Genomic DNA, 14,309 nt, shown 5'->3' with positions numbered 1-14,309 from the left:
CCGTTCAGCTGGCGTCCCGGGCTAGCGTCAATCCGGATCGGTGCCGCCCGGCGTCAGCAGCCTTTCCTGGCTGAACCAGCACGAGAACGTGGACCCTTGGCCCGGTTCGCTCTGGATGTCCAGGCGTGCCTGGTGCAGGTTCAACACATGCTTGACGATGGACAGGCCCAGGCCGGTGCCGCCGCTTTCGCGCGACCGACTGGACGAGACGCGATAGAAGCGTTCGGTAAGGCGTGCCAGATGCGTCGCCGGAATGCCGTAGCCGGTATCGCTCACCGAATACACCGCGCCTTCCGGCGTGCGGCGCCAGCGCACCGTGATGCGGCCGCCGGTGGGCGTGTAGCGAACCGCGTTGCTCACCAGGTTCGAGAACGCACTGTGCAGATCCTTCACCGAGCCGAGCAGATCCGACTCGGCGGTGGACTCGACCGTGATCTGGTGGCGGCCCTGGCTCAACGCTTCGGCTTCCTTGCGGATGGTGGCCAGCAGCGGCGTCATCTGCACGCGCTCGTCCTGCACGTGGTCCTGGGTTTCCAGGCGAGAGAGGGTGAGCAGGTCTTCGACGATCTGTCCCATGCGCTTGGATTGCGCGCGCATTTCGCTGAGCACCGGTGCGAGTTCCGGCACGTCTTCCGGATCGATCAGTTCGAGATAGCCGTGGATCACCGTGAGCGGCGTGCGCAGTTCGTGCGATACGTTGGCCACGAAGTCGCGACGGATCTGTTCCAGTCGCGTGAGGTGGCTGATGTCGCGGGCAAGCAGCAGGCGCTGGCGACGACCGAACGGCAGCAGCGTGACGTTGATGTGGCGATTGGGATGGCCCGGCGCCGCCACGTCGTTGAGCGGCTCGCGCGCGCCTTCCTTCAGCCATCCGGCGAGTTCCGTCGTGCTGAGGCGTTCATCCAGATGCGCGCCGCGATCCTGCGGGCGGCGCAGGCCCAGCAGGTCTTCGGCGGCATGGTTGAACCAGCGGACGTGCTGCTCGGTGTCGAGCAGGACGACCGCATCCGGCAGGCTGCCGGCGGCGCTGCGCAAGTCGCGCAGACTGGAGGCGATGCGGCGGGAGCGCGTCATGAAACGGTCATGCTGAAGGGAGGTCACCGTGGAACTTTGCGTCATCATGTGCTGCGCTTGATGACGGATTTGGGTCAGAAGCAAGACGATTTCCGCGATGGCGACCAGCGCTACGCCCGTGGCCACATGGCCTCCGGCAAGCCAGCCCAAAACGCCGCCCACGAGCCATCCGGCGACCAGTGCGGCCGGCAGCTTCCACGAGCGGTCGAAGAGGTAAGGCATGGGCGGTCAGTCATCGATGCCGGGCTGGCGGTGCGCCAGCATCGGCAAAAGCCTGCTTGCCCGCAATAGCGCTGTCGGGCGCAGGCGCCTCAGGGGCTGGCGGAGAAACGGTAACCCGCGCCACGAACGGTCTGCACCATGTCGTCGAGCTTCCATGGTTCCAGCGTCTTGCGCAGGCGGCGGATGTGCACGTCCACGGTGCGTTCTTCCACGTACACGCTGCCGCCCCACACGTGGTCGAGCAGCTGCGCGCGCGAGTAGACACGCTCGGGATGCGTCATGAAGAAGTACAACAAGCGATATTCGGTCGGCCCGATCGTCACCGCATCGTCGCCGGCGAACACGCGGTGCGCCGGACCGTCAATGCGCAGGCCGCCGAGTTCGACCATGCCCGAGCCATCGTCGCCCTGGCTGCGGCGCAGCACCGCCTTGATGCGCGCCACCAGTTCGCGGGTGGAGAACGGCTTGACGACGTAATCGTCCACGCCGGCTTCCAGTCCGTTGACGCGATCCATCTCCTCGCCGCGGGCGGTGAGCATGATGATGGGTACTTCGCGGCTCAGCTCTTCCTTGCGCAGGCGGCGGGCCAGTTCCAGGCCGCTGGTGCCGGGCAGCATCCAGTCGAGCAGGATCAGGTCCGGTACCTGTTCGGCAATGGCCAACTGGGCAGCGCGGGCGTCGGCGGCGTGGATGGCGTCCATGCCCGCCTTGCGGAGGGCAAAGGCGACCATGTCGCGGATCGAGGCTTCGTCTTCGACGATCAGGATGCGTTTGTGCACGCGTGGGGTCCGCTGTGGGGGCCTATGACGCAATTATTGCAACGGGGGAATGTTACGCCGCGATGACATTTCACGTTGCCGCAACGTGACGGCAGCCTCATGGCGTCACGAAATGGCTCAGCGGCGCGCTTCGTTGGCGCTGAAACAGACGCGGCCCTGGCACGCCGAACCGTTTTGCAGCGGCTGCTGGCTTCGCCCGTCGGGGTTGTCGTCCGTCTGCACCCTGCGCTTGCGCAGTTCCATCACCAGCGGCGTGAGGTCGTTGATGCGCGCCTGGATGCGCGCCCGGGCGTAGTAGTCGAGGTCGGGGCGCTTCAGCAGTCGCTTGAGCTGCTCCATGGCGTCAAACGGACGGCCAGACAGATAGGAGGCATCGGCATAGGCCTCGCCGGCCCGCACCGTGTCGCCGGCCTTGTCGCTGGCTCGCGCATAGGTGCGGTAGAGCTCGGGCTCGTCGTTGTTGTCCAGCATCGGCATCAGCATGGCGGCCGCCTGCCGGCTGTCGTCCTGGCTGCCTCCTTCGATCAGCGCCTTGGCATAGCCCAGCGCGATCGCACGATTGCGCGGTGACTGCTGGTTGAGATCGGCGTAGATGCCGAGCGCTTCTGCGCGGCGCCCCGCCTGCAGCTTGGCGTCGGCCATGGCCAGGCGCAGCACCTGGTTGCCCGGATGGGCCGTCAGCAGCGGCTGCAGCTCTTCCGCGGCCTTGTTGCCGTTGTTGCTGCGTATCAGTGCGAGTGCATAGCCGTAGCGGTTGGAAGGAACGTCGAAATTGTGGTCGTTCTTCAGGCTGGAGGCGTAGTACGACGTCATCTGGCCCGGATCGTTGGACAGCACGCGGACGCGCTCGCGCATCAGCAGGAAGTTGTCCACGCCGTCCGTGTCGCGATTGATGAGCGACGTCGGATCCTTCACGAAGGCGATGGGCGCCGTTGTCTTTTCCCAGTGCGTCTTGTCCAGCGTCGAGCCGTTGGGACGCTGCTTCTGGCGTGCCGCCAGGGTGCCGGCGCGCGCCTTGGCGTCGCTGATGCGGTCCATGGTGACGGGGTGGTCCTGCAGCAGCGCCGGCGTATCGCCCAGGTCGCCGCCGGTGCCTACGCGCAGCGTGTCTTCCATGCGGCCGAAGAACGAGGCCATGGCCGCCGGGTCGTAACCGGCGTTGGCCAGTGTCTGGATGCCCGCGCGGTCGGCTTCGATTTCGTCCTTGCGGGTGAAGTTGATCTGGCGTTGCATCAGCAGGCCCTGGCCGCCCATCAGGATGGCGCCGGCCGCATCGCCCGCACCGGCGCCCGCACCCGCGGCGATGGCGCCCAGCAGTACCAGCGCCATCAGTGGCGTGTCCTTCTTCGATGCTTCGAACGCGCGTTGCAGGTGGTTCTGCGTGATGTGGCCGATTTCGTGGGCGATCACGCCGGCCAGTTCGCTCTCGTTGTTGGTGAGAACGATCAGGCCCGAATTCACCGCGATATAGCCGCCCGGCGCGGCGAACGCGTTGATGATGTTTTCCTTCGCGATGAAGAAATGGAAATGATCCTTGGGCTTCTCGCTGCCGGACACCAGGCGATAGCCCAGGTCGTTGATGTAGTCGTCGAGCAGGGCGTCGTCCAGCACCATGTCGAGCGAGCGCATCTGGCGCAGCATGGCGGCGCCGTAATCCTGGGCCTCCTGCGGGGAGATCAGCGCATTGGCTGAACTGCCGAGGTCGGGCAGGCGCACGTCGCGATCCTGCGCCTGTGCGCTGAACGTCAGTCCGGCGCAAAGCAACGCCGTCGCCAGGCGGGAGAGCGAAAGGCGGTTCATGGGCGTCCTGCCCCGGAAAACGGTGTCGGCATGCGTTCTGCTGTCCTTGGATCGACCATGCGCCGGTGGTCTGGTGCATGGACGGCAACGGGTCCTGGGGCTTTGAAGGCGGGGCGTGGTGCCATTCGCATAGGTCAGCGACAATACCATTGTGGGACACCCGCTGAAGGCGTCAGTTCAGCATCCATTGGCTTGTTTAGCCGGGTGGCCAGCCCCATCTTCAAACAGTCGTATTAATTTTCGGTTTCGGAGTTTGTCGTGCCCAAGATCGAGGTCTATTCCACCGCAGTGTGCCCTTACTGCGTGTCCGCCAAGAACCTGCTCAAGTCCAAGGGACTGGAGTGGACGGAAGTGCGCGTCGATAGCGATCCCGCGCAGCGCGAGATCATGCTGGCGCGCAGCGGCGGCCGTCGCACGGTGCCGCAGATCTTCATCAACGGTCACCACGTGGGCGGTTTCGACGATCTCGCCGCGGCCGATCGCAACGGCAAGCTCGCCCAGCTGCTGGAGACCACCGCATGAGCAAGTCCGACGAGCAGGCCGGCAAGGATCGCGTCGCGGAATTCACCGCGTTCCGCCAGCGCATGAACGAGCGCATCCTCTCGGAGGACAACCAGGTCGTCAGGCGCTTCTTCGCGCTGGACACGCAGACCTACAAGCCCGGCGCCCTGGACGTGAAGACCAAGGAGCTGCTGGGCCTGGTGGCCTCGATGGTGCTGCGCTGCGATGACTGCATCAGCTACCACGTCGCCCAGTGCAAGGAGGCCGGCGTGACGCGCGAAGAGTTTTTCGAGACCTTCAGTGTCGGCCTGGTGGTGGGGGGGTCCATCGTGATCCCGCACTTGCGCCGCGCCGTGGATTTCCTCGACCAGCTCGAATCCGGCGGGGCTGCCGGGGCGGACTGCGCCAGCCACGGCTGAGCCCCTTGGACACACGCGGAGTGGCGGGCTCCTTGCCGCTCCGTTGACGCGTGCGAGTTTATTCAATGCTGCATGCGAGGATTTGCAACGGCTGCCGCGGCCTTCGCTATGGCCGCACGCGGGCGCATGGGGGATAATTGAAGGGATTTATGGCCCTGATCTCCCCCGTGTCAGGGTTGCACGACTCATATCCCAAGGAGTGTCCCCATGAGCAAGACCATTGCCGTGATTCCGGGCGACGGTATCGGCCCCGAGATCATGAAAGCCACGCTGCGCGTGCTCGATGCGCTGGACTGCGGTCTGTCCTACGAGTTCGTCGATGCCGGCATGGTCGCGCTGGAGAAGAGCGGTGACCTCCTGCCGCAGCCGACGCTCGACGCCATCGCCAAGCACAAGGTGGCACTGAAGGGCCCGCTGACCACGCCAGTGGGCGGTGGCTTCACCTCGATCAACGTCACCCTGCGCCGCCACTTCGACCTGTACGCCAACGTGCGTCCGGCGATCAGCTTCCCGGGCACCAAGTCGCGCTTCGAGAACATCGACATCATCACGGTGCGCGAGAACACCGAAGGTGCGTACCTTTCCGAGGGCCAGACCCTGTCGGAAGACGGCGAGACCGCGATCTCGATGGTGCGCAATACCCGCAAGGGCTCCAGCCGCATCGTGCGCTATGCCTTCGAACTGGCCGTGAAGAAGGGCCGCAAGAAGGTCACGGCCGTGCACAAGGCCAACATCATCAAGACTGCGTCGGGCCTGTTCCTCAACGTGGCGCGCGAGATCGCTAAGGAATACCCGCAGATCGAGTTCAACGAGATGATCGTCGACAACGCCTGCATGCAGCTGGTGATGAAGCCGGAACAGTTCGACGTCATCGTCACCACCAACCTGTTCGGCGACATCCTTTCGGACCTGTGTGCCGGCCTCGTCGGCGGCCTGGGCCTGGCCCCGGGTGACAACATCGGTACCGAAGCGGCGATCTTCGAAGCGGTGCACGGCTCCGCGCCGGACATCGCCGGCAAGGGCATCGCCAACCCGTGCGCGCTGCTGCTGGCCGCGGCCGACATGCTCGACCACCTCGGCATGGTCGACAAGGGCGACAAGGTGCGCAACGCCATTCGCGACGTGATGACCAACGATCGTGACAGCGTTACGCCGGACATCGGCGGCAAGGGCACCACGGACACCTTCGGCGACGCCATCGTCAAGCGCGTGCGCGCCTGACCGCTGATCCGGCAGGATGAAAAAGCCCCTCGTTCGAGGGGCTTTTTTTATGCTTCAGGCTGCGTGCCTTACCGCCGGGCGATAGCTGCCGCCCGGTGTCTGGAAGGACACGTTGATGCGGTTCCATGTGTTGATCAGATTGACCCCCAGCGTGAGGTTCAGCAGTTCTTCTTCGCTGAAGGCGGCGAGGGCGCGCTGGTAAACCTCGTCGGGTATGCCGTTTGCGTCGAGGCGCGTCACTGCTTCGGCCCACGCAAAGGCCGCGCATTCGCGCTCGCTGTAGATCGAGGACGCTTCGCGCCAGCCGGCAAGCATGTAGAGGCGCTGCTCGGTCTCGCCAGCTGCACGTGCGTCCTTGCTGTGCATGTCCAGGCAATACGCGCAGCCGTTGATTTGCGACACGCGCATCTGCACGAGTTCGACCAGAGAGGCCTCCAGGCCGCACTGATGCAATGCCACACCGTAGTCGAGCAGCGGCTTGAGGGCTTGGGGATACTTCATGATGGAAAAGCGCTTGGACATGGCGGACTCCTTGGAATGCGGCCACATTGGCCGCTCATGACAAGGACGTACCAGCCGGCGGATTCGTGACGGCTTCCAGGCGGGCGAGTTTTTCGGGGTTGCGCAGCGAGTGGATGCTGGTGATGCGTTCGCCGTCGGTTTCGATCCATGCCACCGTCGCCAGCGTGGCATCTACCCAGGTGAGCAGGGCAGGGGCCCCGTTGATCCACTGCAGGCGATGCACGATGGGCAAATCGCGGTAGCGCTGCGCGATGATCGAATACAGACGCACCAGGCGATCGCCGCCATGCAGCGGGCGCAGTGTGGCCGTGGCCTTGCCGCCGCCGTCGGCGAGATGGACGGCATCCGCCGCGAACAGCGCCTGCAGCGCCGGCACGTTGGCCTGCTCCAGCGCGTCGCGGAACTTCTCCAGGAGACGCCGCTGTACGTCCGGCGCATGCGTGAAACGGGGGCGCCCCTCGCGCAGGCGCTGGCGGGCGCGATGCACGCGCTGCCGACAGGCGTCTTCAGCGATCTCGAGCATGCGCGCCGCCTCGGCATGGCTGTAATCGAACACCTGCACGAGCAGGAATGCCGCGCGTTCTTCCGGGCTGAGGCGTTCGAGCAGGGCAAGGAAGGAAAGATTCAGGCTCTCCACGCGCTCCAGCGCTGCTTCGGGCTGGTCGACGTCTTCGATCAGCGGTTCCGGCAGCCAGGGGCCTGTGTAGTGCTCGCGCTCGGTCTTCGCCCGACGCAGGCGATCGAGCGCGATGCGCGTGGTGACCGTCACCAGCCAGGCCTCGGCATCGTCGAGTGTCTCCGTATCCTGCTGGTGCCACCGCAGCCAGGCATCGTGCAGCACGTCTTCGGCGTCGGCCTGCGTGCCGAGCATGCGATAAGCCAGCCCCAGCAGGCGGGGCCGGTGTTGCTGGAATAGAGCGGTGGCATGGTCCATGGAGGGTTCCTCGGGAGACTCCACTCAAGGACGCGCGAGTGTGGCGATTCGTGACCGTCAGCGCACCAGCGGCCAGGGCGCCAGGAAGATCAGCCAGATCAGCAGCAACATGCCGATGTACTTGGCCACGCGGAACAGCTTCGGATGCTTCTTCTTGAAGGCGCGGTTGCGCTCGCGGCTGCGCTGGTTGAGCGCGAACATGCGATTCACGAAACCGGTCTTCTCTTCCGGCGACTCGGTGTTGGGCGAGGCGGTGATCTTGCCCATGAAGGCGCCGACGCGGTGGTTGATCGCGTTCATGAAGCGCGTGCGCAGCGGGCGCTCCACGTCGGCGAACAGGATCACGCGGGTCTGGTCGGTACGGTTTTCCGCCCAGTGCACGTAGGTTTCATCAAACACCACGTCCTTGCCGTCGCCCCAGCTGTGGATCTCGCCGTCGACGAAGATGCGGCAGTCATCGGAGTTCGGCGTGATCAGGCCAAGGTGGTAGCGCAGCGAACCGGCGAATGGGTCACGGTGCGGGTTGAGCTTGCTGCCCGGCGGCAGCAACGCGAACATCGCCGCCTTCACGCTGGGAATCGCGTTGAGCAGCTCCACCGTCTTGGGGCAAAGCGCCTCGGCGGACGACAGCGGCTCGCCGTACCACTTCAGGTAAAAGCGCTTCCAGCCCTGCTTGAAGAAACTGTTGAAGCTGGCGTCGTTGTGCTTCTCCGCCGCGCGGATGTAGCCCTCGTCGAACAGGTGCAAGGCTTCTTCGCGGATGGCCTGCCAGTTCGCCTGCAGCAGGTCGAGCTGCGGGAAGCCGCGGCGATCGAGGATGGGCGTGGCCGGCACTGCCGAGAACGCGTACATCAACAGGTTGTACGGCGCGAACACCGCCGAGTGATCCACCAGTTGGCGGTCGAAGCGCAGCTTGGCGCGCCCGCGCAGGTGCACGAGCAGCACGCAGAGCACGAAGAACAGCAGCAGGATCAGCAGGACGAGGCGCGGGGCGAGGATCATGGACGAAGGCGCAGCCAAGGGTCGAAGTGCCTAGTGTAACGCCAGGCCAGCCGTGAGCCCTGAGCTACGGTTCAGTCGGGGCTCAATGCCCAAGTACATGCACGGGCCCGCCGCCCGGACGGTAGCTGCGAGCCAGTGCGCGATGGACATAGCCCACGGCACGCCGCACGGCGGAGCGTGGCGCGTGTCCCCTTGCCAGCTCCGCGGCGATGGCGGAGGCCAGGGTGCAGCCCGTGCCGTGGCCTTCGATCGCCAGGCGCGGGTGGCGCAATTCCATGGTGCCCTTGGCGTCGTAGTAACGATCCACCACTTCCCGTTCGCTGGCGTGGCCACCCTTGAGCAGCACGGCCGTCGCGCCGAGTTCGAGCAGCAGCTCGCCGGCCTTGTCGTAATCCTTGGGGCTGCGCAGCTTGCGCCCGAGCAGGGCTTCGGCCTCGGGCAGGTTGGGCGTGAGGATATCCGCGAGCGGAATCAGCTCTTCGACCATCGCTTCCACGGCGTCCTCATCGAGCAGGCGCGCGCCGCTGGTGGAAATCATCACCGGATCCACCACCAGCCAGGCCGGCTGGCGCGTGCTCATCTCTTTTGCGACCAGTCGGGTGACGGAGGCGCTGCCGAGCATGCCGGTCTTCACCGCGCCGATGGGAAAGTCATCGAACACCGCGTCGATCTGGCTGCGGATGTGTTTCAGCGGCACCGTGTGCACCGCGGTGACGCCGCGGGTGTTTTGCGAAGTGATCGCCGCGATCACCGACAGTCCATGCACTTCTCGCGCATGGAAGGTCTTGAGGTCGGCCTGGATGCCTGCACCACCTCCGGAATCGGAGCCGGCGATAGTGAGGGCGATGGGGGGCGTGGCGGGGGGCATGATTCCGTCGGTTCAAAGGCGGTGGCGGCTTATCGTAATACCAGCCTCTGTCGTAACTGGATTCCGGCCTGCGCCGGAATGACGGCAAGTACGAAGCCTTGCTCTTGATCGTCATTCCGGCGCAGGCCGGAATCCAGTTACGTGAGCGTTGGGTAAAGGTCGACCCATTCGGGATTTTCACCTTCAATCAGCCGCAACTTCCAAACTCGCTTCCAGTCCTTGAGTCGCTTTTCGCGGAGGATGGCTGATTCCATGGTCTCATGCAGCTCATACCATACGAGGTTGTAGACGTGATGCTGCGAGGTGAAGCCCTTGGTCACCTCGTTACGGTGCTGCCAGACACGCTTGACCAGATCGCTGGTGACACCGACGTAGAGCGTGCCATTGCGACCGCTCGCCAAGATGTATACGCAAGGCCGTCGCCAATCCATGGCGCTGTCTCCTTTGGGTGTCGGCTCGTACAGCTACATCGAATAGGCCCTACAAGGCCTCCGACGCGAAATCCGCCAGGCGCGAACGCTCACCGCGACGCAGCGTGATGTGCGCCGAGTGCTCCCAGTGCTTGAAGCGATCCACCGCGTACGTCAGGCCCGACGTCGTTTCCGTGAGATACGGCGTGTCGATCTGCTCCACGTTGCCCAGGCACACGATCTTGGTGCCGGGGCCCGCGCGGGTGATCAGCGTCTTCATCTGCTTGGGCGTGAGGTTCTGCGCTTCGTCGATGATCAGGTAGCGCGAGAGGAAGGTGCGTCCCCGCATGAAGTTGAGCGAGCGGATCTTGATGCGCGAAGCGAGCAGGTCGTTGGTGGCCTGGCGTCCCCAGCTGCCGCCTTCCTCGGGATTGGCGAGCACTTCGAGGTTGTCGGTGAGTGCGCCCATCCACGGCGTCATCTTCTCTTCTTCGGTGCCTGGCAGGAAGCCGATGTCCTCGCCGACCGGCACGGTCGCGCGCGTCATGATGATCTCGCGATAACGCTGCTGGTCCATCACTTGCGCGAGGCCGGCGGCGAGCGCCAGCAGCGTCTTGCCGGTGCCGGCGGTGCCGAGCAGGGTGACGAAGTCGACGTCCGGATCCATCAGCACGTTGAGCGCGAAATTCTGCTCGCGATTGCGTGCGGCGATGCCCCATACGGCGTGGTTCGCGTGGCTGTGGTCGTCCAGCAACACCAGCGTGGCCTTGCTGTCGTCCACGTGCAGCACGCGCAGTTCCACGCTGTTGTCGCCGGGCAGAAACAGGCACTGGTTGGGATACCAGTCTTCGTCTTCGCGGCGGTCGAGTTTGTAGAAGGTGCGGCCGCGCTCGTTCCACGACTGTACCTCCGGGTGGTGGTCCCAGAAGTCTTCGCTGAGTTCGGACGAGCCCGTGTAGAGCAGGGTGAAATCGTCGAGCGCGCGATCGTTCTCGTAATCCTCCGCATCGATACCGTAGATCTTGGCCTTGATGCGCAGGTTGATGTCCTTGGTGACCAGCACCACCGAACGTTCCGGATTCTGGTCGCGCAGCTCGATCACCGCCGACAGGATCAGGTTGTCCGCCTTGCCGTGGCCGTTGGTCGTGCGCTGCTGGAAGTACAGCCGGCCCACGCCCTTGCCGCGCTTGAGGTTGACGCCTTCGGGACTGATCAGCTCAAGCCCGTTGCTGATGCCGTGGCCGTTGCCGCGTACGATCAACTCGTTGAGGAAACGACTGACCTGGCGGCCGTTGCGCGAGACTTCCGAAGCGCCTTTCTTCTTTTCGTCCAGTTCCTCCAGCACTGTCATGGGTATGAAGATGTCGTGTTCCTCGAAGCGGAACAGCGAGGTCGGATCGTGCAGCAGGACGTTGGTGTCGAGAGCGTAGATGCGCTTGCTTCCGGTCATACGGAAGGAACCTCTTGGGCGTGCGAGGTGAAGGAACCGCGGCGCGGGGTGCACCGCGGGAAGCCGGCCGTTCCGGCCGGTGTGCCGTGCGCGGCGTTTCCCGATCGCCGTGGGCGATGGAAAACGCGGCGGGAGGCTAGGTCGTCGATCACTTGGCGGGGATGGCGTCGAGCACGGCTTGGGCGTGTCCGGTGACTTTCACGTTTCGCCATTCCTGGGCCAGCCTTCCTTCGGGATCGATCAGGAAGGTACTTCGTACGACACCCATGTGACGTTTTCCATACAGCACCTTCTCGTGGATCACGTCGAAGGCCTGGCACCAGCTTTCGTCGGGGTCGGAGACCAGCGGGAACGGCAGCTCCTGCTTGGTGGCGAAATTCGCATGGGACTTCACCGAGTCGCGCGAGACGCCGATGATCTGCGCGTGGCGCTTCTGGAACTTCGGGTACAGATCGCGAAAATCCTTCGCTTCAGTGGTGCAACCGGGCGTGCTGTCCTTCGGATAGAAGTACACCACGACCCACTGGCCCTTGAGGCTGTCGAGCTTCAGCTCGTTGCCATCACCGGTAAGGCCTTTGAGTTTGGGGGCTTTCTTGCCAACTTCGGGCATGGGTTCTCCTGCGAAGCCGGGGCCGGCTTCGACGCATGGCTGGAATCGAGGGGAAGACAGGCAGCGAGGAAAGACGTGCCGGCGGGAAGCTTGCGACCTGTGATCGGTGCTGCTCGACCCGCTCGTTGCATGCGCGCTCTCCGGTACTGCCTGGAGACAGAGACTAGCGCGTGCGACGACGAATGAAACCCCTTGCATGGCATGCCGGCAGGGGGCATCCTCAAGAACCCGATGCCTGTCCCGCAAAAACGGATTTTCAAGGCATCGCGCGCAACGGCCGCGTGGATCAGAACTTCACTGGATCCATGATCGCGTCGAGGTTCAACCCGTCGCAGAATTCCAGGAAATCGTCGCGCAGCCCGGCGATGTGCGTCGCTGCGGGAATGCCGATGGTGATCTGCGCCTGGAACATGTCCGCGCCCGTTTGCATGGCCTGGTAACGCAGCGAACTGAGCTGCTCGATCACGATGTCGCGCCGATCGAAGAAATCGATGATCTTCACGAGGATGCCCGGGCGATCGGCCGAGATCACTTCCACCAGATAAGGCAGCAGGTGCGAATGCTGTTCGCGCGGACCGGTGCGGTAGTGCACCAGGCGCAGATCTTCGTCGCGCGCCAGCTTGGTCAGTGCGGATTCCAGCTTGGCCACCGCGTCCCACGCGCCCGTGGCGAGCAGGGTCAACGACGTGTCGGTGCCGATGGTGGCGACCCGCGCGTCGGCCAGGTTGCAGCCCGCCTCGGCGATCCGCTTGGCCAGCGTGAGCAGCGGCGTGCGCGGGGCAGGGGTCAGCGTCTGGATCAGCAGCTGGTTGTCGCTGCCCGTGCGCGTGGAGGAACGATTCAAGGAGGTCCACCTGTGGCAGCCCCCGCCGTGGCGGGGTAAACATCGATCTTCCGAGCTTACTTGTCGCCCCTGTAAAGCCGCAAGTAATATGCAGGGCTTGGATTTTGTCCGGAGCAGGTCTTGAACATTCGCGGAAGCATCTGTGCCCTGGTGACGCCCTTCACGGCGGACGGCGCACTCGATCTGGAGGCATTCGGGCGCCTGCTCGACTTCCAGATCGCGGCCGGCACGGAGGGCGTGGTCGTCGCCGGTTCCACCGGTGAGGCGCACATGCTCGAGCACGATGAATACGATCGCCTGCTCGCGTTCGCCGTGGAGCGCGTTGCACAGCGCATTCCGGTGATTGCCGGTACCGGTGACGCCGGCACCGCCAAGACGGTGGCCCTGACGCGTCGCGCCAAGTCGCTCGGCGCCGACGCGGCGCTGGTGGTGGCGCCGTATTACGTGCGCCCCACGCAGGAAGGCCTGCGCCGCCATTTCCTGGAAGTGGCCGACCATGGCGGCCTGCCGGTACTGCTGTACAACGTGCCTACCCGCACCGCCTGCGACCTGCTGCCTGAAACAACCGCCCAACTCCGCGACCATCCCGCCATCATCGGTATCAAGGAGGCCCTTTCGACCGATGAGCGCATTCGGGCCTCTGCGGAACTTGCGCGCCCGGATTTCGTCTATCTGTCCGGCGATGACGGTACGGCCTGCAAGGCCATGCTCGCGGGCGGCGCTGGCACCATCTCGGTGGTAGCCAATCTGGCGCCTCGTGCGTTCCGCATGTTGTGCGACGCGGCCACGGCCGGTGACCGGCTCGAGGCGCAGCGTTGCGATGCCGTCCTGGAGCCGCTGGTGCAGGCGCTCAACTGCGCGCCGAATCCGATTGCGGTGAAGGCGGGCCTGCCGTCGCTCGGGCTGGGGTTGGCGGCGCCGCGTCTGCCCCTGGTGGAACTGGAAGAGGGGCCGGATCGTGCGCGACTTCGCGAAGCGGTGGCGGCTCTGGCATCCTTGGCGAATGCGGCCTGAAGTTTCGGGCACCTGATACTCCTACGGAATCTGCTTACATGAAGAAATCCCCGCTCGTCGTGGCCCTGCCGGTGCTGGCCGTGTCTGCCCTGTTGCTCTCCGGCTGCGGCATGTTCCGTTCGCAGAAGGCCTGGGAAACCGCCAAACAGGAATCGCCGCTCGAAATTCCGCCGGGCCTGGACACGCCGTCCAGCAACGCCGCGCTGGTGATTCCGGAGCAGGGCGCCAACAACCCCACCTCCAACGGTGCCACTGCCCACGTGGGCCAGGGCGCCAGCCAGATCGCGGACGGCTTCGTGCTGAACGACACCGTCGAGAACACCTATCGCCGAGTGGCCCAGACGCTGGAAAAGGGTGACATCGGCCAGGTGGTCGCGCACGACGACGATGCGCACACCTATTCGCTGAGCGTGATGGCGTCGGACGAGACCGGTGGCAAGAAGGGCTTCTTCAGCAGCATGTTCAACGGCAAGTCCAAGCAGTCGGCTGATGCCCCGGGCGCTGCGCCTAAGCCGGTCCAGCTGACCATCAGCAGCAGCGGCGAGAAGGCGAGCGAAGTGCGCGCGCAGGGCGACGCGGCGGCGGTGGCCAAGGTCATCGATACGCTCAAGGGGCGCCTCGGCGGCGGTTGAGTCCTTC

16 protein-coding genes are annotated in these 14,309 nt (G+C 64.8%); 5 read left to right on the top strand and 11 right to left on the bottom strand.

Annotated elements, in window-relative coordinates:
- Positions 1 to 27: 27 nt before the first annotated feature.
- From phoR to CA260_RS14255, 3 genes are all read right to left on the bottom strand, one after another.
- Complete coding sequence (gene phoR, locus CA260_RS14265) at positions 28 to 1,296, bottom strand: phosphate regulon sensor histidine kinase PhoR (RefSeq protein ID WP_111983731.1); 1,269 nt, start codon at positions 1,294 to 1,296, stop codon at positions 28 to 30.
- 89 nt (positions 1,297 to 1,385) lie between these two features.
- Entirely contained in the window at positions 1,386 to 2,075 is a 690-nt protein-coding gene (gene phoB, locus CA260_RS14260) for a phosphate regulon transcriptional regulator PhoB (protein WP_038616383.1), read from the bottom strand.
- A 117-nt stretch (positions 2,076 to 2,192) separates the two neighbouring features.
- Entirely contained in the window at positions 2,193 to 3,875 is a 1,683-nt protein-coding gene (locus tag CA260_RS14255) for a M48 family metalloprotease (RefSeq protein WP_111983730.1), read from the bottom strand.
- A gap of 258 nt (positions 3,876 to 4,133) precedes the next feature.
- Between CA260_RS14255 and grxC the strand changes: the two genes are divergently transcribed.
- The 3 genes from grxC to CA260_RS14240 all read left to right on the top strand — a co-directional run bounded on the left by grxC (position 4,134) and on the right by CA260_RS14240 (position 6,016).
- The gene (grxC, locus tag CA260_RS14250) at positions 4,134 to 4,397 is read left to right on the top strand and encodes a glutaredoxin 3 (protein ID WP_111983729.1); all 264 of its coding nucleotides are present in this window, start codon (positions 4,134 to 4,136) and stop codon (positions 4,395 to 4,397) included.
- Positions 4,394 to 4,795 carry a carboxymuconolactone decarboxylase family protein gene (locus CA260_RS14245; RefSeq protein ID WP_111983728.1) on the top strand — a complete coding sequence of 134 codons (402 nt, stop codon included), beginning with the start codon at positions 4,394 to 4,396 and terminating at the stop codon, positions 4,793 to 4,795. Before grxC ends, CA260_RS14245 begins: the two co-directional genes overlap by 4 nt.
- 207 nt (positions 4,796 to 5,002) lie before the next feature.
- Positions 5,003 to 6,016, top strand: coding sequence for an isocitrate dehydrogenase (locus tag CA260_RS14240; RefSeq protein WP_111983727.1), 1,014 nt, complete (start codon positions 5,003 to 5,005; stop codon positions 6,014 to 6,016).
- Positions 6,017 to 6,070: 54 nt separating this feature from the next.
- Here the strand turns inward: CA260_RS14240 and CA260_RS14235 are convergent, their stop codons facing one another.
- The 8 genes from CA260_RS14235 to CA260_RS14200 all read right to left on the bottom strand — a co-directional run bounded on the left by CA260_RS14235 (position 6,071) and on the right by CA260_RS14200 (position 12,656).
- Entirely contained in the window at positions 6,071 to 6,538 is a 468-nt protein-coding gene (locus CA260_RS14235; protein WP_111984392.1) for a carboxymuconolactone decarboxylase family protein, read from the bottom strand.
- A gap of 34 nt (positions 6,539 to 6,572) precedes the next feature.
- Positions 6,573 to 7,472 carry an RNA polymerase sigma factor SigJ gene (sigJ, locus tag CA260_RS14230; protein WP_111983726.1) on the bottom strand — a complete coding sequence of 300 codons (900 nt, stop codon included), beginning with the start codon at positions 7,470 to 7,472 and terminating at the stop codon, positions 6,573 to 6,575.
- 57 nt (positions 7,473 to 7,529) lie between these two features.
- Entirely contained in the window at positions 7,530 to 8,474 is a 945-nt protein-coding gene (locus CA260_RS14225) for an aspartyl/asparaginyl beta-hydroxylase domain-containing protein (protein ID WP_111983725.1), read from the bottom strand.
- Positions 8,475 to 8,556: 82 nt separating this feature from the next.
- Positions 8,557 to 9,342, bottom strand: a complete 786-nt coding sequence (gene thiD / locus CA260_RS14220; RefSeq protein ID WP_111983724.1) for a bifunctional hydroxymethylpyrimidine kinase/phosphomethylpyrimidine kinase — start codon at positions 9,340 to 9,342, stop codon at positions 8,557 to 8,559.
- Positions 9,343 to 9,479: 137 nt separating this feature from the next.
- The gene (locus CA260_RS14215; protein WP_111983723.1) at positions 9,480 to 9,773 is read right to left on the bottom strand and encodes a GIY-YIG nuclease family protein; all 294 of its coding nucleotides are present in this window, start codon (positions 9,771 to 9,773) and stop codon (positions 9,480 to 9,482) included.
- A 49-nt stretch (positions 9,774 to 9,822) separates the two neighbouring features.
- Entirely contained in the window at positions 9,823 to 11,202 is a 1,380-nt protein-coding gene (locus tag CA260_RS14210; protein WP_111983722.1) for a PhoH family protein, read from the bottom strand.
- 148 nt (positions 11,203 to 11,350) lie between these two features.
- Positions 11,351 to 11,812 carry a peroxiredoxin gene (locus CA260_RS14205; RefSeq protein ID WP_111983721.1) on the bottom strand — a complete coding sequence of 154 codons (462 nt, stop codon included), beginning with the start codon at positions 11,810 to 11,812 and terminating at the stop codon, positions 11,351 to 11,353.
- A gap of 286 nt (positions 11,813 to 12,098) precedes the next feature.
- Positions 12,099 to 12,656 carry a glycine cleavage system protein R gene (locus CA260_RS14200; RefSeq protein WP_111983720.1) on the bottom strand — a complete coding sequence of 186 codons (558 nt, stop codon included), beginning with the start codon at positions 12,654 to 12,656 and terminating at the stop codon, positions 12,099 to 12,101.
- Between the two features lie 120 nt (positions 12,657 to 12,776).
- Here CA260_RS14200 and dapA point away from each other — a divergent pair, with 120 nt between their 5' ends.
- The gene (gene dapA / locus CA260_RS14195) at positions 12,777 to 13,670 is read left to right on the top strand and encodes a 4-hydroxy-tetrahydrodipicolinate synthase (protein ID WP_111983719.1); all 894 of its coding nucleotides are present in this window, start codon (positions 12,777 to 12,779) and stop codon (positions 13,668 to 13,670) included.
- Between the two features lie 38 nt (positions 13,671 to 13,708).
- Positions 13,709 to 14,302 (top strand): hypothetical protein, encoded by a 594-nt coding sequence (locus CA260_RS14190; RefSeq protein WP_111983718.1) that lies wholly within the window; start codon positions 13,709 to 13,711, stop codon positions 14,300 to 14,302.
- The last annotated feature ends 7 nt before the right edge of the window (positions 14,303 to 14,309 follow it).

Source organism: Dyella jiangningensis (assembly GCF_003264855.1).
Classification (GTDB): domain Bacteria; phylum Pseudomonadota; class Gammaproteobacteria; order Xanthomonadales; family Rhodanobacteraceae; genus Dyella; species Dyella jiangningensis_C.
This window is presented reverse-complemented; position numbering and strand designations above follow the sequence as displayed.